General features: G+C 67.6%; 23 protein-coding genes. All 23 read left to right on the top strand.

What is annotated here, in order from left to right:
- The first annotated feature begins 3 nt into the window (after nt 1-3).
- The 23 genes from AC07YZ_RS12730 to AC07YZ_RS12620 all read left to right on the top strand — a co-directional run bounded on the left by AC07YZ_RS12730 (nt 4) and on the right by AC07YZ_RS12620 (nt 20,592).
- On the top strand, nt 4-1,179 hold the full coding sequence (locus tag AC07YZ_RS12730; protein ID WP_494795000.1) for an acetyl-CoA C-acyltransferase: 1,176 nt from the start codon (nt 4-6) through the stop codon (nt 1,177-1,179).
- 48 nt (nt 1,180-1,227) lie between these two features.
- A complete protein-coding gene (locus tag AC07YZ_RS12725) occupies nt 1,228-1,629 on the top strand; it encodes a PaaI family thioesterase (RefSeq protein ID WP_494795175.1) in 402 nt (133 codons plus the stop codon).
- A 63-nt stretch (nt 1,630-1,692) separates the two neighbouring features.
- Nucleotides 1,693-3,048 carry an acyclic terpene utilization AtuA family protein gene (locus AC07YZ_RS12720; protein WP_494795174.1) on the top strand — a complete coding sequence of 452 codons (1,356 nt, stop codon included), beginning with the start codon at nt 1,693-1,695 and terminating at the stop codon, nt 3,046-3,048.
- 77 nt (nt 3,049-3,125) lie between these two features.
- A complete protein-coding gene (locus tag AC07YZ_RS12715) occupies nt 3,126-3,443 on the top strand; it encodes an AtuA-related protein (protein WP_494794999.1) in 318 nt (105 codons plus the stop codon).
- A 49-nt stretch (nt 3,444-3,492) separates the two neighbouring features.
- Nucleotides 3,493-4,461 (top strand): Bug family tripartite tricarboxylate transporter substrate binding protein, encoded by a 969-nt coding sequence (locus AC07YZ_RS12710; protein ID WP_226492095.1) that lies wholly within the window; start codon nt 3,493-3,495, stop codon nt 4,459-4,461.
- Nucleotides 4,462-4,475: 14 nt separating this feature from the next.
- Nucleotides 4,476-6,299 carry an acyl-CoA dehydrogenase gene (locus tag AC07YZ_RS12705; protein WP_494794998.1) on the top strand — a complete coding sequence of 608 codons (1,824 nt, stop codon included), beginning with the start codon at nt 4,476-4,478 and terminating at the stop codon, nt 6,297-6,299.
- A 24-nt stretch (nt 6,300-6,323) separates the two neighbouring features.
- Nucleotides 6,324-7,115, top strand: a complete 792-nt coding sequence (locus AC07YZ_RS12700; protein WP_494794997.1) for an SDR family oxidoreductase — start codon at nt 6,324-6,326, stop codon at nt 7,113-7,115.
- On the top strand, nt 7,116-7,541 hold the full coding sequence (locus tag AC07YZ_RS12695) for a PaaI family thioesterase (protein WP_494794996.1): 426 nt from the start codon (nt 7,116-7,118) through the stop codon (nt 7,539-7,541).
- 34 nt (nt 7,542-7,575) lie between these two features.
- On the top strand, nt 7,576-8,592 hold the full coding sequence (locus AC07YZ_RS12690; RefSeq protein WP_494794995.1) for an NADP-dependent oxidoreductase: 1,017 nt from the start codon (nt 7,576-7,578) through the stop codon (nt 8,590-8,592).
- 20 nt (nt 8,593-8,612) lie between these two features.
- Nucleotides 8,613-9,152: a DUF4399 domain-containing protein gene (locus tag AC07YZ_RS12685; protein ID WP_226492100.1), complete on the top strand. Its 540-nt coding sequence runs from the start codon at nt 8,613-8,615 to the stop codon at nt 9,150-9,152.
- Between the two features lie 31 nt (nt 9,153-9,183).
- Entirely contained in the window at nt 9,184-10,824 is a 1,641-nt protein-coding gene (locus AC07YZ_RS12680) for an isovaleryl-CoA dehydrogenase (RefSeq protein WP_494794994.1), read from the top strand.
- A gap of 15 nt (nt 10,825-10,839) precedes the next feature.
- Nucleotides 10,840-11,772 (top strand): glutathione S-transferase family protein, encoded by a 933-nt coding sequence (locus AC07YZ_RS12675; protein WP_494794993.1) that lies wholly within the window; start codon nt 10,840-10,842, stop codon nt 11,770-11,772.
- The gene (locus AC07YZ_RS12670) at nt 11,769-12,248 is read left to right on the top strand and encodes a GNAT family N-acetyltransferase (protein ID WP_494794992.1); all 480 of its coding nucleotides are present in this window, start codon (nt 11,769-11,771) and stop codon (nt 12,246-12,248) included. Before AC07YZ_RS12675 ends, AC07YZ_RS12670 begins: the two co-directional genes overlap by 4 nt.
- A gap of 217 nt (nt 12,249-12,465) precedes the next feature.
- Nucleotides 12,466-13,371, top strand: a complete 906-nt coding sequence (locus tag AC07YZ_RS12665; protein WP_494794991.1) for an SDR family oxidoreductase — start codon at nt 12,466-12,468, stop codon at nt 13,369-13,371.
- Nucleotides 13,372-13,384: 13 nt separating this feature from the next.
- Nucleotides 13,385-13,942 carry a methylated-DNA--[protein]-cysteine S-methyltransferase gene (locus AC07YZ_RS12660; RefSeq protein ID WP_494794990.1) on the top strand — a complete coding sequence of 186 codons (558 nt, stop codon included), beginning with the start codon at nt 13,385-13,387 and terminating at the stop codon, nt 13,940-13,942.
- Complete coding sequence (locus AC07YZ_RS12655; RefSeq protein WP_494794989.1) at nt 13,939-14,859, top strand: helix-turn-helix domain-containing protein; 921 nt, start codon at nt 13,939-13,941, stop codon at nt 14,857-14,859. Before AC07YZ_RS12660 ends, AC07YZ_RS12655 begins: the two co-directional genes overlap by 4 nt.
- Nucleotides 14,838-15,197, top strand: coding sequence for a VOC family protein (locus AC07YZ_RS12650; protein ID WP_494794988.1), 360 nt, complete (start codon nt 14,838-14,840; stop codon nt 15,195-15,197). Before AC07YZ_RS12655 ends, AC07YZ_RS12650 begins: the two co-directional genes overlap by 22 nt.
- A gap of 331 nt (nt 15,198-15,528) precedes the next feature.
- A complete protein-coding gene (locus AC07YZ_RS12645) occupies nt 15,529-15,729 on the top strand; it encodes a Flp family type IVb pilin (protein WP_226492107.1) in 201 nt (66 codons plus the stop codon).
- A 115-nt stretch (nt 15,730-15,844) separates the two neighbouring features.
- Nucleotides 15,845-16,027: a Flp family type IVb pilin gene (locus AC07YZ_RS12640; RefSeq protein WP_226492108.1), complete on the top strand. Its 183-nt coding sequence runs from the start codon at nt 15,845-15,847 to the stop codon at nt 16,025-16,027.
- 162 nt (nt 16,028-16,189) lie between these two features.
- Nucleotides 16,190-16,795 (top strand): prepilin peptidase, encoded by a 606-nt coding sequence (locus AC07YZ_RS12635; protein WP_494794987.1) that lies wholly within the window; start codon nt 16,190-16,192, stop codon nt 16,793-16,795.
- Between the two features lie 9 nt (nt 16,796-16,804).
- The gene (locus AC07YZ_RS12630; RefSeq protein ID WP_494794986.1) at nt 16,805-18,157 is read left to right on the top strand and encodes a DUF8689 domain-containing protein; all 1,353 of its coding nucleotides are present in this window, start codon (nt 16,805-16,807) and stop codon (nt 18,155-18,157) included.
- A 2-nt stretch (nt 18,158-18,159) separates the two neighbouring features.
- Complete coding sequence (gene cpaB / locus AC07YZ_RS12625; protein WP_226492111.1) at nt 18,160-19,014, top strand: Flp pilus assembly protein CpaB; 855 nt, start codon at nt 18,160-18,162, stop codon at nt 19,012-19,014.
- Between the two features lie 9 nt (nt 19,015-19,023).
- On the top strand, nt 19,024-20,592 hold the full coding sequence (locus AC07YZ_RS12620) for a type II and III secretion system protein family protein (protein WP_494794985.1): 1,569 nt from the start codon (nt 19,024-19,026) through the stop codon (nt 20,590-20,592).
- Nucleotides 20,593-20,603 lie beyond the last annotated feature (11 nt).

Genomic DNA, 20,603 nt, shown 5'->3' with positions numbered 1-20,603 from the left:
ATCATGACCAACGCCGTCATCGTCTCCACCGCCCGCACGCCCCTGGCCAAGAGCTGGAAGGGTGCCTTCAACATGACCCATGGCGCCACGCTCGGCGGCCACGCGGTGCAGCACGCCGTGCAGCGCGCCGGCATCGAAGCCGCCGAAGTCGAAGACGTGATCATGGGTTGCGCCAACCCCGAGGGCGCCACCGGCGCCAACATCGCGCGCCAGATCGCGCTCAAGGCCGGCCTGCCGATCACGGTATCGGGCATGACCGTCAACCGTTTCTGCTCATCCGGACTGCAGACCATCGCCCTGGCCGCGCAACGCATCATCGCCGGCGAAGGCTCGGTGTATGTGGCCGGTGGTGTGGAGAGCATTTCCTGTGTCCAGCAGGAGATGAACCAGCACATGCTCAAGGACCTGGCGCTGGAAAAGCAGAAGCCAGAGATCTACTGGAACATGCTGCAGACCGCCGAGCAGGTGGCCAAGCGTTACGGCATCGGCCGCGACGCCATGGACGAGTACGGCGCCGCCAGCCAGCAGAAGGCCACGGCCGCGCTGGAAGCCGGCCTGTTCAAGGCCGAGATCGCCCCCATCACCGTGACCGCCGGTGTGGCTGACAAAGTCATGGGCCTGATGACCAAACAGGTCACGGTCGAGAACGACGAAGGCATCCGCGCCGGCACCACGTTCGAAGGCATCCACGGCCTGCGCTCGGCCTTGCCGGGTGGCCTGGTGTCGGCGGGCAACGCCAGCCAGTTCAGCGACGGCGCGGGTGCCTGCGTGGTGATGGACGAAACCCTGGCGCAGAAGAAGGGCCTGCAGCCGCTGGGCCGCTTCCTGGGTTTTGCGGTCGCGGGTTGTGAACCCGACGAAATGGGCATCGGCCCGGTGTTCGCCATCCCCAAGGTGCTCGCGCGCCTGGGCCTGAAGGTGAGCGATATCGACCTGTGGGAGCTCAACGAAGCCTTTGCCGTGCAGGTGATCTACTGCCGCGACAAGCTGGGCATCCCGGGTGACCGCCTGAACGTCAACGGCGGCGCCATCGCCGTGGGCCACCCCTACGGCGTGTCGGGCCAGCGCCTGACCGGCCACGCGCTGATCGAGGGCAAGCGCCGCGGCGCCAAGCGGGTGTGCGTGACCATGTGCATCGGCGGTGGCATGGGTGCGGCGGGCATCTTTGAAGTTCTGTAAGGGCTTCTGGTGAGCGACGTCACCGTCAGCCCCGAGGTGTTTCTGGCGATGGGGCGCGAGGTCCTGGCCTCGCAGCCCTTCTCGAAACTCATCGGGGCCGAACTGGCGGCGCTCTCGCCGGGGCATTGCGAACTGCATGTCCCGATCACGGAGGCGATCAAGCAGCAGCACGGCTTCGTGCACGGTGGTGTGGTGAGCTACGCGGCCGACAACGCGCTCACCTACGCCGGCGGCACGGCGCTGCGCGTGCCGGTGGTCACGTCCGAGTTCAAGATCAACTACCTGCGCCCGGCCATCGGCGATCGCCTGATCGCGCGCGCCCACGCGGTGCACACGGGCAAGTCGCAGGCGGTCTGCCGTTGCGATGTGTTCGTGGTGAAAGACGGGGAAGAAAAGCTCTGTGCCGTGGCGCAGGGCACCATCGCCGCGTTGCCTGCGGCCACGGCCTGAGCGAGCGGTGGCGCCGGGGTTCACCCCATGGCTCGCGCTCGCAAACCGAGACACACTGCCTTGATGACCCCCTACCGCATCGGCTCCGGTGCCGGCTACGCCGGTGACCGCATCGACCCCGCGCTGGACCTGGCCGAGCGCGGCGAGCTCGATGCCCTGGTGTTCGAGTGCCTGGCCGAGCGCACCATCGCCCTGGCCCAACTGCGCCGTGCCAGCGACCCGCAGGCCGGGTACGACCCCATGCTCCAGGCGCGCATGCACGCGGTGCTGCCGGCTTGCGTGCGCAACGGGGTGACGGTGATCACCAACATGGGCGCCGCCAACCCGATGGCGGCCGGGCAGGCGGTGCTGGACGTGGCGCGCGAACTGGGCCTGCCGCGCCTGCGGGTGGCGGTGGTGACGGGCGACGACGTGTTGCCCTGGATGCTGGCGAACGACGCGCCGCTGATGGATTCGCCCGACACGGTGCGATGCCTGGACGGTCGCCTGATCTCCGCCAACGCCTACCTCGGCGCCGATGCCTTGTTGCCCGCGCTGCAGGCCGATGTGAACGTGATCATCACCGGCCGCGTGGCCGACCCTTCGCTGTTCGTTGCGCCGCTGATGGCGCATTTCGGCTGGGCTCCGGACGACTGGCACCGCCTGGGCCAGGGCCTGCTGGTGGGGCATCTGCTCGAATGCGCGGCCCAGGTCAGCGGCGGCTATCTGGCCGACCCCGGCCATGTGGACGTGCCCGACCTGCACCGCGTGGGTTTCCCGCTGGCCGAGGTGTCCGCCGACGGCAGCGCGGTCATCACCAAACTGCCGGGCACCGGCGGGCGGGTGGGCCGGCTCAGCTGTACCGCGCAACTGCTCTACGAAGTGGAAGACCCCGCGCATTACCTGCAGGCCGATGTGGTGGGGGACTTTTCGCAGGTGCGTTTCAGCGAGTTAGCGCCCGACCGCGTGCAGGCGCAGGGCGCCAGCGGCCACGCCCGGCCCGAGCAGCTGAAAGCCACGCTGGGCTACCGCGACGGTTTCATCGGCGAGGGCCAGATCTCCTACGCCGGCCCGGGCGCCCGGGCGCGTGGCGAACTGGCGCTGTCCATCCTGCGCCAGCGGCTGGACGACGCCACGCTGTCCCACGGTCTCCGCGGGCTGGAACACCGCGCCGAGCTGATCGGCGTGAACGCCATGCACGGGCCGTTGCTGGGCGCGGACCGCGAGCCGTATGAGGTGCGCGTGCGCCTGGCGGTGCGCTGCGCGACGCGTGCGCAGGCCGAAGCGGTGGGGCAGGAGGTGGAGGCGCTCTACCTCAACGGCCCGGCGGGCGGCGGCGGTGTGACGCAGTCGGTGCGCGAGGTGATCGCCGCGGCCTCGGCCCTGGTGCCGCGTTCGGCCGTCCATGCCCGCTGCGACATTCTGGAGTGGACGCCATGAGCACGAGCGCCGCGCCGGGCCGCCCCAAGCAAGCTCGCGCCCCCTCGGGGGGCAGCGCAGTACACGAAGTGACAAGCGTGGGGGCAACATCTCGCCGCACCCTGCACGACATCGCCCTGGCCCGCTCGGGCGACAAGGGCAACCGCGCCACGCTGAGCGTGATCGCGCTGAACCCGGCAGACTACCCTGAGCTGGAGCGCCTGCTCACCGCCGAGCGGGTGCGCGCGCACTTCGCGGGCGTGGTGCAGGGCGCCGTGCAGCGCTACACCCTGCCGCACCTGGGCGCCGTGCATTTCGTGATGTTCGATGCCCTGGGTGGCGGCGTCACGCGCTCGCTGGCGCTCGACGCCCACGGCAAGACCCTGAGCGCGGCCGTGCTGGACTTGCCGCTTTGAGAGACTTGAGACCGAACCTGTTTTCACAACCCACCAGAAGGAGACTCCGATGAAGCCTGTTGTCCGATTGATCGCCGCCACCGTGGCCGTGCTCGCGTTGTCATCCACCGCCTTCGCCCAGGCCTGGCCCGAGCGCCCCATCAAGGCGGTCGTGCCCTTTGCCGCGGGCAGCGCCACCGACACCATCGGCCGCGCCTTCGCGCTGAAGATGCAGGAGGTGCTGGGGCAGACCATCGTGGTGGACAACAAGCCCGGCGCCAGCGGCCTGCTGGGGGCCGACGCGGTGGCCAAGGCCGCACCCGACGGCTACACCATCCTGATCGGCACCAACAGCACCAACGCCGCGCTCAAGAGCCTGATGAAGAAGCTGCCCTACGACCAGGACACCGCGTTCGCGCCCGTGGCCTACATGGGCTCGGTGCCGCTGATCATGGCGGTCAACAACGACGTGCCGGCCAAGACGCTGAAAGAGCTGGTGGACATGGCCAAGGCCAAGCCCGGCAGCATCAACTTCGCCAGCGCCAGCACCTCGCAACTCGTGTCCACCGAGATGATGGCTGGCATGGCCGGCATCCAGCTCACCAACGTGTCGTACAAGAGCGGCCCCGCCGCCATGACCGACCTGATCGGTGGCGTGGTGCAGATGTTCAGCGCCGACTTCGCGGTGATGCTGCCGCAGGTCAAGGCCGGCAAGGTGCGCGGCCTGGCGGTCACCTCAAGCAAGCGCTCGCCGGCCGTGCCCGAGCTGCCCACCGTGAACGAGGCCCTGGGCCTGAAGGACTACGAGTTGATCGCCTATTTCGCGGTGTTCGCGCCCGCAGGAACGCCGCCCGATGTCGTGGCCAAGCTCAACAAGGCGGTGAACGCCGCAGCCAGCAGCAAGGAGATCCAGGACCGCTTCGCCGGCATCGGCTTCGCGGTCGAACCCGGCACCCCCGAAGACCTGGCCAAGCGCAGCGTGACCGAAACCGCCAAGTGGGCCAAGGCCATCAAGGACGCGAAGATCGAACCGCAATAAGAGCCGGTAGAGCCATGAGTCTTCGTCCCACCATCGACTTTCTGCTGCACGACTGGCTGGGCGCCGAATCGCTCAGCGAGCGCGAGCGCTTCAAAGACCACAGCCGCGAAACCTTCGACGCCGTGCTCGACACCTGCGAGCGCATCGCGCGCGAGAAGTACGCGCCCTTCAACCGGCTGGTGGACACGCAGGAGCCGCATTTCGATGGCGAAAAGGTGATCCTGCCGCAGGCCACGCACGACGCGCAGAAGGCCTATGCCGAGAGCGGCATGCTCAGCGCCGCGCAGGACTACGAGATTGGCGGCATGCAGCTGCCCTACACCGTGGAGGCGGCGGCCAACGCCTTCTTCGCCATGGCCTCGGTGAGCATCGGCAGCGGCATGCTCACCACGGGCAACGCCAACCTGTTGATGAAGCACGGCACCGAGGCTCAGAAGCGCGTGTTCGCGCTCAACGAGTTCAGTGGCCGCTTCTCCGGCACCATGTGCCTGAGTGAACCGCAGGCCGGCTCGTCGCTCAGCGACGTGACGACGCGGGCCGTGCCGGACGGCGAGGGCAGCGGAGCCGACCCGCTGGGCCCGCGCTACCGGCTCAAGGGCAACAAGATGTGGATCTCGGCCGGCGAACACGAGCTGACCGAGAACATCATCCACCTAGTGCTGGCCAAGATCCCCGACGAACACGGCAAGCTCATCCCTGGCGTGAAAGGCATCTCGCTCTTCATCGCGCCCAAGAAACTGGTGGACACCGAAGGCCAACTCACCGGCGAGCGCAACGACGTGGCGCTGGCCGGCCTGAACCACAAGTGCGGCTGGCGCGGCACGACCAACACCTTGCTGAACTTCGGCGAAGGCAAGTACCCGGTGCGGGGTGAAGCCGGCGCGGTGGGCTATCTGGTCGGCCAGCCCGGCAAGGGCCTGCAGTGCATGTTCCACATGATGAACGAGGCCCGCATCGGTGTCGGCATGGCGGCCACCATGCTGGGCATGGCCGGTTACCACGCGAGTCTCGACTATGCGAAGAACCGGCCGCAAGGACGCCCAGTTTCAGCTGGGGGAAAAGACGCGGCCGCACCCCAGGTGCGCATCATCGAACACGCCGATGTGAAACGCATGTTGCTGGCGCAGAAGAGCTACTGCGAAGGCGCGCTGGCCCTGGAGCTGTATTGCGCCCGCCTCGTGGACGAGCAGCACACCGGGGCGCCCGAGGCCGCCGACGACGCACGCCTGCTGCTCGAAGTGCTCACGCCCATCGCCAAGAGCTGGCCCAGCGAATGGTGCCTGGAAGCCAATTCGCTGGCGATCCAGATCCACGGCGGTTACGGCTACACGCGCGACTTCCCGGTGGAACAATACTGGCGCGACAACCGCCTCAACATGATCCACGAAGGCACGCACGGCATCCAGGGCATGGACCTGCTGGGCCGCAAGGTGCTGATGGAAAACGGCAAGGGCCTGCAGCTGCTGGCCGGTCGCATCAACGCCACCATTGAACGCGCGATCCAGGCGCCCGAACTCGCGGCGCACGCCAATGCGCTGGGCCAGGCACTGGCGCAGGTCGGTGCGGCCACGAAAGCTGCCTGGGCCACCGGGAAACCGGGTGATGCGTTGGCCAACGCCGTGCCCTACCTGCAGGCCTTTGGCCACACGGTGCTGGCCTGGATCTGGCTCGACGTGGCGCTCGCGGCGCAGGCCTCGGCCGAAGCGCCCGCGCGCACCGGGCGCCTGGGCGCCATGCGGTATTTTTTCCACTACGAACTGCCGAAAATCGGCGCCTGGCTGCAGGTGGTGAGCGCGCGTGACCAGACCTGCGCCAGCCTGCCCGAAGCCGCTTTCTGAACACCCATCCACAGGAGACACCACATGACCCGAAACATCCAGCAACTCTTTGACCTCAAGGGCAAGACGGCCCTCGTCACCGGCGGCTCGCGTGGCCTGGGCCTGCAGATGGCCCACGCGCTCGGCGAAGCCGGTGCCCGCGTGGTGATCAGCTCGCGCAAGGCCAGCGACCTCGAAGAAGCCACGGCCGAACTGCAGGCCGCCGGCATCGACGCGCGCTGGATCGCCGCCGACTGCTCGCTCGAAGAAGACATCCGCCGCCTCACCAGCGAAACCCTGCAGCGCGTGGGCGACGTGGACATCCTCGTCAACAACGCCGGCGCGGCCTGGGGCGCGCCCGCCGAAGACCACCCGCTCGAAGCCTGGGACAAGGTGATGAACCTCAACGTGCGCAGCTACTTCCTGCTCAGCCAGCTGATCGCCAAGGCCAGCATGATTCCGCGCCGCGCGGGCAGCATCATCAACACCGCCAGCATCGCCGGCCTGGGCGGCAATCCCTCGGGCATGAAGACCATTGCTTACAACACCTCCAAGGGCGCCGTGATCAACTTCACCCGCGCGCTGGCCGCCGAGTGGGGCGAACACGGCATCCGCGTCAACGCCATCTGCCCGGGCTTCTTTCCGAGCAAGATGACGCAGGGCACCTTGAAGGCCATGGGCGAAGAAAAGCTGGCTTCCCACGCCCCGCTGCGCCGCCTGGGCGACGACGAAGACCTGAAGGGCCTGACTGTGCTGTACGCGTCGGATGCGGGCAAACACATCACGGGGCAGTGGCTGGCCGTCGATGGTGGCGTGTCCGTGATCACCGGAGGTTGAGTGGAGTTCTCGGTCCATATCCCTTTTGTCGAGCTGCTCGGCTTCGAACTGCAGACGTTCGAGGGCGGCGAGGCGCAGATCGCTTTCGCGCCCCGGCCCGAGCATGAAAACTCCTTCAACGTGGTGCACGGCGGCGCCAGCATGACGCTGCTCGACGTGGTCATGGCGCACGCCGCGCGTTCGGTGGAGCCGGCCATGGGCTGCGTCACCATCGAGATGAAAACCAGCTTCATGCGCGCGGCCAAAGGGCCGCTGCTCGCCAAAGGCAAGCTGCTGCACCGCACCGCCACCATGGCCTTCACCGAAGGCAGCATCTTCGACGCCAGCGGCAAGCTCTGCGCCCACGCCACCGGCACCTTCAAGTTCGTGCCGCGCCTGCCCGTGGGGAAAACCACGCAGGCCTTGAACACCATCCAGACCGACTGAACGTCGATTCCCCTCAAACCATCGGAGACATCCCATGCCCGCCAACCAACAGATCCTGCTCGACAACCGCCCCCAGGGCGAAGCCACGGTCGACAACTTCAAGCTCGTCACCACCGACACCCCGGCCCTCGCCGAGGGCCAGGTGCTGGTGCGCCACCACTTCCTGAGCCTGGACCCGTACATGCGCGGGCGCATGAACGACAGCAAGAGCTACGCGGCTTCCCAACCGTTGGGCGAGGTCATGATCGGCGGCACCGTGGGCGAGATCGCCGAGTCCAGGCACCCCAAGTTCCAGCCCGGCGACAAGGTCGTGGGCATGGGCGGCTGGCAGGAGTACAGCGTGGTCAACGCCGGCGATCCCGGCGCCCTGCGCAAGGTGGACACCACGCACGTGCCGCTCTCGTACTACCTGGGCGCGGTCGGCATGCCGGGCGTGACCGCCTGGTACGGCCTGGTGAAGATCATCAACCCCAAGGCCGGCGATACCGTGGTGGTGAGCGCGGCCACCGGCGCCGTGGGCAGTGCGTTTGGCGCGCTGGCCAAGGCGCGGGGCTGCCGTGCGGTGGGCATCGCGGGCGGGCCGGACAAGTGCCAGTACGCGGTCGAAGAGCTGGGCTTTGACGCCTGCATCGACTACAAGCAGCACAAGGACATGTACTCCCTGGCCAAGGCCCTCAAGGAAGCCTGCCCGGATGGCATCGACGGCTACTTTGAGAACGTGGGCGGCATGATTCTGGACGCCGTTCTGCTGCGCATGAACGCCTTCGGCCGCATCGCGGTCTGCGGCATGATCGCCGGCTACGACGGCGCGCCGCTGCCGCTGACCAACCCGGCGCTGATCCTCATCAACCGCCTGAAGATCGAGGGTTTCATCGTCAGCGAACACATGGAAGTCTGGCCCGAGGCGCTGACCGAGCTGGGCACGCTGGTCGCCCAAGGCAAGCTGCGCCCGCGCGAAACCGTGGCGCAGGGCCTGGCGTCAGCCCCCGAGGCTTTCATGGGTTTGCTCAAGGGCCGGAATTTCGGTAAACAGCTGGTGAAACTGATTTGAACACCCTCCAGGAGCACACCATGTCACACACGCCCCTTGCCATCACCGTTCTCGCCGCTGCCCTCGCACTCGCGGGTTGCGGGCATCCCATGCAACGCGGTGAACACCACACCGGCAAGGGGTACGGCGCCATGTCGCCCGAAACCGCGCCTCCCGCACAGGCCAAGGTCACGGCGAGCATGCCCACCCTGTCGTCCGGCTACAAAAAGGTCGAGGCGCCTGCGGGGGCCAGGCTGTACTTCGTGAATCTGCGCAACGGTATGACCGTGGGCAGTCCGGTGAAGGTGGTGTTCGGCCTGAGCGGCATGGGCGTGGCACCGGCCGGCATCGAGAAGGTGGGCACGGGCCACCACCACCTGCTGGTGAACGTGAGCGAATGGGATGCCAATGCACCGCTGCCGGCCAATGAGCAGTTCCGGCATTTCGGCGCCGGCCAGACCGAAACCTCGCTCGAACTCAAGCCCGGTCAGCACACCCTGCAACTGGTGCTGGGCGACCAGAACCACATCCCGCACCACCCGGTGGTCATGAGCGAGCGCATCACGATCACGGTGAAGTGAGGTTTCGGTCCGGCGGTTCAGGAGACCCACCATGCAAGCCACCCACGAAGTCCTCAACCAGCCCGAGCCGCTGGTGGATGTGAACCTGTTCGATGGCAACCGGGCCATGCAGGATGCCTTGCGTTTCAACGCGCCGTCGCTGGACACGGCGCCATTGCAGGCGCTGGGCCAGCAGGTGGGCAGCGCCGAGATGCAGTCCCATGCGCGGCTGGCCAACGTGTTCACGCCGCAGCTCAAGAGCCACGACCGTTTCGGCCACCGCATTGATCAGGTGGAGTTTCACCCGAGCTACCACGCGCTGATGACGGCGGCCACGGCGGCTGGGTTGCATGGCACGCCTTGGGGTGAGGGTGCAGCGAACCCTCACCTCTCCCGCGCCGCCGGCTTCATGCTCTTCACCGAGCTGGAGCCCTCCACGCTCTGCCCCATCTCCATGACCTACGCGGTCACGCCCGCGCTGCGCGACAACCCGGCCATCTACGCCGACTGGGCGCCGCAGCTCACCAGCCGCGCCTACGACCCGGCGCTCAAGCGCTGGAAAGACAAGGCCGGTGTGACCATGGGCATGGGCATGACGGAGAAGCAGGGCGGCTCGGACGTGCGGGCCAACACCACGCAAGCGGTGCCGGCTGGCAGCGATGACTGGGGCCAGCGTTTCTGCGTCACCGGCCACAAGTGGTTCTTCTCGGCGCCCATGTGCGACGCCTTCCTGGTCCTGGCGCAGACGCCGAACGGCCTCTCCTGCCTGTTCCTGCCGCGTGTGCTGCCCGACGGGTCGCTCAATCGGCTCTTCATCCAGCGCCTGAAAGACAAGCTGGGCAACAAGGCCAACGCCAGCTCCGAGGTGGAGTTCGTGGGCGCCACCGCCTGGCTGGTGGGCGAGGAAGGCCGGGGTGTGCCACAGATCCTGGCCATGGGCACCATGACGCGGCTGGACTGTGCGCTGGGCACCAGCGGCCTGATGCGCCAAGCCTTGTCGATCGCGCTGAACCACACCTCGCAGCGCATGGCCTTTGGCAAGAAGCTGATCGACCAGCCGCTGATGAAAAACGTGCTGGCCGATCTGGCGCTGGAGTCCGAAGCTTCCACGGCGCTGGCCCTGCGGCTGGCGCGCAGCTTCGACCGCCCGGGCGACGCACACGAGCAGGCCATGCAACGCCTGCTCACGCCCGTGGCCAAGTTCTGGATCTGCAAGCGCGGCAGCCATTTCGCCGAAGAGGCCATGGAGTGCCTGGGTGGCAACGGCTACGTGGAAGAGGGCGGCGAGGGCATCATGGCGCGCATCTACCGCGAGATGCCGGTCAACAGCATCTGGGAAGGCGCCGGCAACATCATGGCGCTGGACCTGCTGCGTGCATTGCGCAAGGCCGACGCCACCGCCGCGCTCGCGCAGGAACTGGCCCCGGCCAAAGGCATGCACCCGGCGCTGGACCATATGGCTCAGAGCCTGCCCACCCGCGTGGAGCAGATGGCCACCGAAATGGAAGCGCGCCGCCTCGCGCAGGACGTGGCCCTGGCCGTGCAGGCCGCGCTGCTGGCGCGGACCGCGCCGGCCGCCGTGTTCGGCGCCTTCTGCGATTCGCGCCTGGCCGGTCACTGGGGCCACAGCTTCGGCTCGCTGGGCGCGGGCGTCGATTTCGATGCCATCATTGCCCGCGCTCAACCCCGCTGAAGTCCGGAGACTCTCATGACCGATCTGATCCTGCACCACTACCCCATGTCGCCCTTCTCGGAAAAGGTGCGGCTGATCCTGGGCCACAAGCAACTGGCCTGGAAGAGCGTGCTGATTCCCAGCGTGATGCCCAAGCCCGACGTGGTGGCGCTCACCGGTGGCTACCGTCGCACGCCGTTCCTGCAGATCGGTGCCGACATCTATTGCGACACCGCGCTGATCTGCGACGTGCTCGAACACCGCCAGCCCGCGCCCATGCTCTACCCCGAGCACAACAAGGGCATCGCCCGCGTGCTGGCCCAGTGGGCCGACAGCACGCTGTTCTGGGCCGCCATGGCTTACACCCTCAGCCCCAAGGGCGCAGCGGCCCTGTTTGCCAACCAGCCCGAAGTGGGCCAGGCCTTCGCGGCCGACCGTGGCGCCATGCGCGGCGGCATGACCAGCCTGCGCCCGGGCGATGCCACCGCCGCCTACAAGAGCTACCTGCGCCGCCTGGCCAACATGCTGCACGAGCAGCCGTTCCTGCTGGGTGCGGCGCCCTGCGTGGCCGACTTCGCCGCCTACCACCCGCTGTGGTTCACGCGCGTGATCAACCCGAGCATGGCCGGCATCCTGGAGGCGACGCCCGACGTGCTGGACTGGATGGACCGCATGGCCACCTTCGGCCACGGCCACCTGGCCAAGCTCTCGTCCACCGAGGCGATCGCCATCGCGGCGGCGGCCGAGCCGGCCCCCTTGCACGACGAAGCCTTCCAGGACGAACACGGCATCCCGTTGGGCAGCCGTGTCACGGTGGCGGCCGAGAGCTTCGGCCAGGAACCGACCGAAGGCATCCTGCGCGCGGCCTCGCGCACGCACTACACGCTGGAGCGCAGCGACGAGCGCGCCGGCCGGCTGCATGTGCATTTCCCGCGCATCGGCTTTGTACTGCGGGAAGTGCGCGCTTGAGCCGGCCTGCTTTGATGCCGGTGGCGTGGCGCTGCCTGCCGTTTGACGCGCTGCTGCCGCGCACGCTGTACGCGCTGCTCCAGCTGCGCAGCGCGGTGTTCGTGGTGGAGCAGGCCTGCGCGTTCCAGGACCTGGACGGCGCCGATGCCGACTGCATGCATCTGCTGGGCGAAGCTGTTGATCCAAATGGACAGCCGCAACTGCTGGCCTACACCCGCCTCGTCCCCGCCGGTCTCAAGTACCACGAGGCCAGCATCGGCCGCGTGGTCACCGCACCGGTCACGCGCGGCAGCGGCATGGGTCACGCGCTGATGGCCGAGTCGGTGCGCATGCTGCACAGCCTCTGGGGTGTGCAGCCGATCCGCATCGGCGCGCAGGCGCACCTGGAACGTTTCTACAACGCGCACGGCTTCGTGTCCGACGACAAGCCCTACGTCGAAGACGGCATCCCGCATATCGAGATGCTTCGCGGATGAACCCGGGTGCGATCCAAGGTGATGTGGTTTGACTCCTTCCCCCGCTGGGGGAACGTGGGGATGGGGGCCGTTGCCGCTGTGCAAGATGGGCTATTGGCAAACACGTTTGCGTGCATGCCCCCATTCCAGCCTTCCCCCAGAGGGGGAAGGAGGAAGTCACGGAACACATCACTTTGAATCGCACCCGACGGACCCCAAAACCACAGGAGACAAACCCATGATTTCAGATTTCAAAGGCAAGACCGCCGTGCTCACCGGCGCCGGCTCGGGCTTCGGCCTCGAATGCGCGCGCATTGGCGCACAGCTCGGCATGAACCTTGTGTTGGTCGATGTGCAGCAGGACGCGCTGGACAAGGCCGAAGCGGAAATGAAGGCGGCCGGTGCGCAGGTGCTGGCCCGGCGCGTGGACGTGTCCAGCGCCGAGCAGATGGAAGCACTCGCCGCCGACGTGGTGCAGCGCTTCGGCGCGCCGCATTTCGTATTCAACAACGCCGGCGTGGGCTCGGGCGGCCTGGTCTGGGAAAACTCGGTGAAAGACTGGGAATGGGTGCTGGGCGTGAACCTCTGGGGCGTGATCCACGGCGTGCGCCTGTTCACACCGCTGATGCTCGCGGCCGCGAAAGCCGACCCCGCGTACCAGGGCCACATCGTCAACACCGCCAGCATGGCCGGTCTGCTCACGCCGCCCAACATGGGCATCTACAACGTGAGCAAACACGCGGTGGTGAGTCTCACCGAAACGCTCTACCAGGACCTCAAGCTGGTGAGCGACCAGATCAGCGCCAGCGTGTTGTGCCCGTACTTCGTGCCCACCGGCATCAGCCAGAGCCACCGCAACAAACCCGCCGAACTGGTCGACGAGAAAGCCACGCAGAGCCAGCTGATCGGCCAGGCCATGAGCGACAAGGCCGTGAGCTCGGGCAAGGTCACGGCGGCCGAGGTGGCGCAGAAGGTGTTCGACGCCATCGCGGCCGACCGGTTTTACATCTTCAGCCACCCCAAGGCGCTGGGCAATGTGCGCGCGCGCATGGAGGGCATCGTCAACCAGACCAACCCGGCCGATCCGTTCCTCGAACGGCCCGAGATCGGCGTGGGTTTGCGCGCGGCGCTGCGCGCCGTGTGAGACCGAGGCGGCCATGGCTGAGGGCGGTCACACCCTGTTCGACACCACCATCGGTGTCTGCGGCATCGCCTGGGGGCCGGAGGGTGTGGTCGCGGTGCAGTTGCCCGAGGCCGACGCGGCCCGCACGCGTGCGAGGCTTCTGAAGGGCTTGCCGCCGCTGCCCGAGGTGACCCGGCCGCCGGGGACCGTGCAGGCCGCCATCGAAGGCATCCAGGCGCTGTTGAAGGGCGAGGCGCGGGACCTGCTCGAAGTGCCGCTGGACATGACCCGCCTCACGCCGTTCCAGCGCGAGGTCTATGCAATGGCCCGCGCCATACCGCCCGGGCAGACCCGCACCTACGGCGAGATGGCCCAGGCCCTGGGCGATGCCGGCCTGGCGCGCGCCGTGGGGCAGGCCCTGGGCCACAACCCGTTTGCACCGGTCGTGCCCTGCCACCGCGTGCTCGCGGCGGGCGCCCGCTCGGGTGGCTTCTCGGCCCGCGGCGGCGTGGCGACCAAGTTGCGCATGCTGCAGATCGAAGGCGCGCAGATCGGTGGCGAGCCTGGTCTGTTCGACGGAGACGGCGCGTGATCACCGCCACCGAGTTGGTGACGGGCGCCATCCGGGTGGTGGATTACCGCTGCAGCGCCGGCCCCGCCGAGCAACCGTTCACCGAGCTGCACACAAGCCACTCGGTCTCCTACGTGCGCAAGGGGACCTTCGGCTACCGGGCGCGTGGCGCCTCGTACGAGCTGGTGGCCGGCTCGGTGCTGGTGGGTCACCCGGGCGACGAGTTCATGTGCACGCACGACCACCACGTCTGCGGCGACGAATGCCTGGCGTTTCACCTCTCGCCCGGCTTCGTCGATCTGGTCGGCGGCAACCAGGCCACCTGGCGCACCGGCGGTCTGCCGCCACTGCCCGAACTCATGGTGCTGGGCGAGCTCGCGCAGGTGGTGGCCAGCGGCCGCAGCGATGCCGGTCTGGACGAAGTGGGCCTGTGGTTCGCGTCCCGCTTCGTGGACGTCGTGGCGGGCCGCCAGCGGGCGGCACAGACCGCGACCGGGCGCGACCGTCGCCGCGCCGTGGAAGCGGCGATGTGGATCGCCGCCCATTCGCACGAGGACATCGACCTGGACAGGGCGGCCAGCGAAGTGGCCTTGAGCCCGTTTCATTTCCTGCGGCTGTTCTCGCGCGTGCTGGGCGTCACACCGCACCAGTACCTGGTGCGTTCGCGGCTGCGCCACGCGGCGCGGCTGCTCGCCGACAGCGACCGACCGGTGACCGAGGTGGCCCTGGAGGTGGGTTTTGCCGATCTCAGCAACTTCGTGCGCAGCTTCCACCGCGCGGCCGGCGTATCGCCGCGCGGCTTTCGCCAGGCCGCCCGAAACGGCCTGAAAAAGGACCGCAAGATTCTCCAAGACCGCGTGGCCGCCCTGATCGACGATGACCGCCTGATCAACCCATCAAGCAGGAAGCCATCGCCATGTACGACCACCTCGGACTGAAAGTCAAAGACCTCGCCGCGAGCATCCGCTTCTACGAAGTCGCGCTCGCCCCACTCGGCCACGAGCTGGGTTCCCACGACGACACTTGCGCCGGTCTGGGCCCGAAAGGCGCGCCCGCGCTGTGGCTCTATGCGACGAAGGGCGCCAAAGGCCCGGGCACGCACATCGCTTTCCGCGCCGCCGACCACAAGGCAGTGGACGCCTTCTACCAAGCGGGCCTGAAGGCGGGCGCCAAAGACAATGGCGGCCCGGGCCCGCGCCCCGACTACAGCCCGACCTACTACGCGGCCTTCCTGATCGATCCCGACGGCAACAACGTCGAAGCCGTCTGCCCCTGAAGAAGGGGGAGAAGCGCCACGGCCACCGTCGGTGGCCAGCCCACGGGCTATCACCACACGCCACCGCATGCCAGCACCGCTGTTCGCCGACGGCGCACGGCGCAGCCGCTTGGTCTGGTGTCGATTCAGGGTGTATGTGTGAGAAAGTAGTCATTTAGTCGTTAATAAGTATTGCGAAAGATGTACAAATGATCACAATCGCTTTCGTGTGATGCAACTTTGTAAGTGCAAGCAAGGGAGGTGCAAGCAGTGCACCGCAAAGAGCACCTCACTCCGTCATTGGTCGCTCATGGGGGGTGGCCGATGTTTCAACCTTGCTTGGAGTGTCATCATGGAAAAGCTGCTGATCGCAACCCGCCGTTTCCTTCGCGACGAAGAAGGCGTGACCGCCATTGAGTACGGCCTGATCGCCGCGTTGATCGCTGTGGTGATCATCGTGGGGGCCGGTCTGGTGGGGACCAACCTCAACACCCTCTTTACCGATATCTCGGGCTGCCTGCAATCGCCGCCGGCGGGAGCCATCTGCGGCTGACCGGTGCTGGGTTGGCTGACCGAGAGGCCCAGCGATGGGCGGGCGGTCAGCCCACCCGCGGCGGGAGGTGCTTCTTTCCCCTGCCGACCCGGTGAACACATCCAAGGTTTCCACCATGCCAAGACCATCCCTCGGGTTTCGCCACTGGCAGCAAGGCGTGAGCGCCATCGAATATGGCTTGCTCGCCGCGCTGATCGCCTTGGTGGCCATCGTGGGCATGACGGCGCTGGGGAATGCCAATGAAGCGGGCTGGGATGCGTGGGTGGCACGTGTGCTCGCCGTGATTTCACCTCCCTGAACCGGGCAGGCCTGCTTGCAGGCCGGGAGCGGTGCAGACGGCAAGGTCTGCGCGCCCGAATGAGAAAAACCATCGGTCCAACCCTCGGAGGGTGGCCGAGAGAGCGATAGAGACGACCGTTACCGGTTTTGCCGCTGGCAAAACCCGAACTGGGAGTTGAACATGAACATCGGCATGGCACCTGGCGATTGGCAGGTAGGGGGCTTCGGCCTGCTGGCGTTGTGTCTCGCGCTGGCCGCGCTCTCCGATGGGCGTCGGCGCCGCATCCCGAACACGCTGGTGCTGGTGACCCTGCTGGTCGGCGTGTTGTTGAACACCTTCGGCCCCCAACCCTTTCGCGACAACGACGGCCTGTTCTCGCTTTACCCCGGTGCCCTCGGCCTGGGGGCCAGCCTGCTGGGCGCGCTGGTGGCGCTGTTGGTCTTCCTTCCCTTTTACGCCTTGCGCGCCCTGGGCGCCGGTGACGTGAAGCTGTTTGCCGCCGTGGGCGCCTTCGCCGGCCCGGCCGCGAGCGTGAACCTCGCCCTGTGTGTGCTGCTGGCCGGTGGCCTGCTGGCGCTGGCCCGCATGGCCATGGCGCACAACGCCCGCCTGGTGGTGCGGAACACGCTGGCCGCACTGGGCCAGATGCTGCCGGGCTCGGTCGGTTCTTTCGATGCCGGCACCCAGACCGCCTGGCGCATGCCGTACGCGGTGGCCATCGTGCTCGGTGTCGTGGCCTACGCCGCCTGGCTGTTCAGCGGGCGCGAGCCCATCCTCAACTTTTGAAAGCCAGCCATGCAAGAGCTTTCACTTTCCAGCACCTCCCCACTGCTCAAGGCCGCCGTGGCCGAGCCCTTCGTCGACGCGGTGGATGTGGAGGGCCTGCCCGCGTCGTTCGTGATCGACCTGGCCCTGCGGCATTTCGCGCGCAAGGGCGAGCTCAAGCTGTTCGCCGTGGCGCAGCAGCTGGGCCTGCCGGTGCCGGTGATGGACAACCTGATGTCCCAGATGCGCGGCCTGGGCCTGCTGGAGGTGCCGCGGCGCGGCACGCTGGAGGGCGACATCAGTTTTGCGCTCACCGACGCTGGCCAGCGCATGGCGCGCATGGCGTTTGAAAAGTGCCAGTACGTGGGCCCGGCGCCCGTGCCGCTGGCCGACTACGTGGCCCAGGTCCGGGAACAGGCCCAGCACCAGGCCCCGGTGCGCGCCGAGCGCCTGCAGCAGGTGCTCAAGGACATGGTCCTGCCGCCCGAGCTGCTGCCCACGCTGGGCAGCGCGCTCAACTCGGGCAAGGCGATCTACCTGCACGGCGACAGCGGCACCGGCAAGACCTACCTGGCCGAGCACCTGGTGCGCACCCTCGAGGGGCACATCTGGGTGCCCCACGCGCTGTACGTCGATGGCGAGGTGGTGCAGGTGTTCGACCCCATCGTGCACAAGCGGGTGACCCTGGCGCCGGTGCCCGATCGCACGCTCGCCCGCGATCTGTCGGCCGACGGCCGCTGGGTGCGCAGCGAGCGGCCGGTGGTGATCGCCGGTGGCGAGCTCACCCTGGACACGCTCGACCTGGAATACGACACCCACACCCGCCTGCACACGGCATCGCCCCAGTTGAAGGCCAACAACGGCATCTTCGTGATCGACGACCTGGGCCGCCAGCGCGTGAGCCCGAGCGAGCTCATGAACCGCTGGATCGTGCCCCTGGACCGCCACGTGGACTACCTGACGCTCAACACCGGCACCAAGTTCGCCGTGCCGTTCGACGTGCGGGTGATTTTCGCGAGCAACCTGCCGCCCGACGATCTGGTGGACCCGGCCTTTGCCCGCCGGCTGGGCTACAAGATCCGGATCGACGCGCTCGATGCCGCCCGCTACCGCAGCGTGGTGACGCAGGCCTGCGCGCGCACCGGCGTGCCCGAGGACCCGGCCGGGGTGGACCACCTCATCCACTTGCTGCACCCGCGCGACGGGCGGCCCTATTACCCCTGCATTCCCTTTGACGTGATCAGCAAGATCGCGGACCTCGGCCGCTACCTGGAGCAGCCCGCCCGCATGACCCCCGAGCGGCTGGAGTGGGCCTGGAACACCTACTTCGGCCGTGAGGATCACCACGGCATGGCCGCCATTCCCACGCATTCAGGAGAATGAAAATGCAAAGCAAACGCGCCTTCGTGATGCTGGCCCTGTCGGTGCTGGCCGGTGTGGCCGCCGTGATCCTGGCCGCCCGCTGGATGGGGCAACAGGCTTCGGGCGAACGGACCACCGTGCTGGTGGCCACGAGCGATCTCGATCTCGGTCAGGCGATCACCGCCCAGATGCTGCGCCCTGTTGCCTGGCCGGCCGGCGCGCAGCCGGAGGGGGCGTTCAACGACGCCACCAAGCTCGAAGGCCGGGTGGTGCGCACCAGCATCTACAAGGGCGAGCCGGTGCTGGAGCCCAAACTGGCCCCCGAAGGGACCAAGGCCGGCCTGGACTCGGTCATCAAGCCGGGGCACCGCGCCATCACCGTCAAGGTCAACGAGGTGGTGGGCGTGGCCGGCTTTCTGGCACCGGGCAGCCATGTGGACCTGCTGGTGAACATCAAGGACGACCGCGAAACGACCATCTCGCGGGTGGTGCTGGAACGCATCATGGTGCTGGCCGTGGCCCAGGAGGCCCGGCGCCCGGAAGAAACCAAGGCCCGTGTGGTCAACGCCGTCACCCTGGAGGTGACCCCCGAGCAGGCCGAAAAGATCGACCTGGCCCGCAATGTGGGCACCTTGTCGCTCATGTTGCGCAACCAGGTGGACACGCAGGACAGTGCCACCGAGGGCATCACCCGCAAGGACCTGTTCGGCGATGAACCGCCCGTGGTGAGCCCCCCGGCGGCCGTGGCCGTCGTCAAGAAGGCCGCACCGGTGCGCCGCGCCACCGCGCCGCGCAAGCCCGCACCCAGCGCCCCGGCCGAGCCCACCAACACGGTGGAGTTGATCCGCGGCATCCAGAAGTCTTCGTCCCCCTACTGAGGAAGCATCATGAAAACACCCGTTCTGCATGCACTGAGCGCTTCCATCTGGGCAGCGGGCCTGCTCACCGCGACCACCTGGGCGCAAACCCCCCAAACCCCCATGACCAAGGGCGTGACCACCACCAAGGTGGCCGCGGCGCCGATGTCGGTCGATGTCGGCACCGATCTGGCCGCCATCGGGCCATCGCTGAACCTGACCATCGGCAAGTCGACCCTGCTGCGCATGCCGTCGGCCGTGACGCGGATTTCGCTCGGCAACCCCAGCGTGGCCGACGTGACGCTGATCAGCGCGACCGAGCTGTACCTGCTGGGCAAGTCCTACGGCTCGACCAACCTCATCGTCTGGCGCAAGGGGAGCGGGCCGACCGCCATCGACGTCAACGTGAACATCGACCACCAGCGCATGGAGGCCAAGCTGCGCGAGTTGCTGCCGAATGAAAAGGGCATCCAGGTGCGCCCAGCGGCCGACTCGGTGATCCTCACCGGCATGGTGTCGAGCGCCGTCAAGGCCAAGGCGGCCGAGGAGATCGCCGCGGCCTTCGTGCGCGACGTGAACAAGAGCCTGGTGCTGCCGGTGGTGGCGGGCGACAACCGGGCCGAGTCGGGCACCAAGCTGGCGGTCAGCAGCGGTGGCGGCGGCGGCGCGGCGGCGGCCAACACGGCGGGCGCCAAGGTGGTCAACCTGCTGAGCATTGCCGAGGCCCAGCAGGTGATGCTGGAAGTGACTGTGGCCGAGGTGTCCAAGACGCTCATGGACAAGATGGGCGCCAACCTGCTCTTCACCCGCACCAACGGCAGCTGGACGTATGGCATCTCGTCGGCTTTTGGCGGCGATGGCCGCGGCCTGCTCAGCGCCCTCAAGAGCAACGGCAATGGCATCGATATCGACGCCGAGAAGAGCAACGGCCTGGTGAAGATCCTGGCCGAGCCCAATCTGGTGGCCATCAGCGGCCAGGAAGCCAGCTTTCTCGCGGGCGGCAAGATCTTCATCCCGGTGGCGCGCAGCAACGACGCGACCGGTGGCACCACCATCACGCTGGAAGAGAAGGAGTTTGGCGTGGGCGTGAAATTCACCCCCACGGTGCTCGAAGGCGGCCGCATCCACCTGAAGGTCGCGCCCGAAGTGTCCGAGCTGTCGCAGACCGGCACGCCGTTCACCACGGTGAATGGCCAGACGGCGATCCTGCCCAGCTTCACCACCCGCCGCGCACAGACCTCGGTGCAGCTCATGGACGGTCAGAGCCTGGCGATTGCCGGCCTGATCAAGAACAACGTGCGCCAGGCCATGGACGCGTTGCCCGGCCTGGGTGAGGTGCCGGTGCTGGGCGCCCTGTTCCGCAGCAACGAGTTCCAGGGCGATCGCAGCGAACTCATGTTCGTGATCACGCCGCGCCTGGTCAAGCCGATCGACCCGGGCTACATCCTGCCCACCGACGGCTACAAGCCGCCCAGCCGGTCCGAGTTCTACCTCGGCAACCAGCTCGAAGGTTCGGGCCGTGTCGACGTGCCCGCCGACCGACCCGCCGCCATGCCAGCGGCTCCGGCCGCGGGCAGCGGCGGCATGGAAGTGAAGTAAGGAGCATCAAC

Source organism: Hydrogenophaga sp. GW101-3F08, assembly GCF_059424585.1.
The sequence above is the reverse complement of the archived record's forward strand: the minus strand, read 5'-3'. Positions and strand labels throughout refer to the sequence as shown.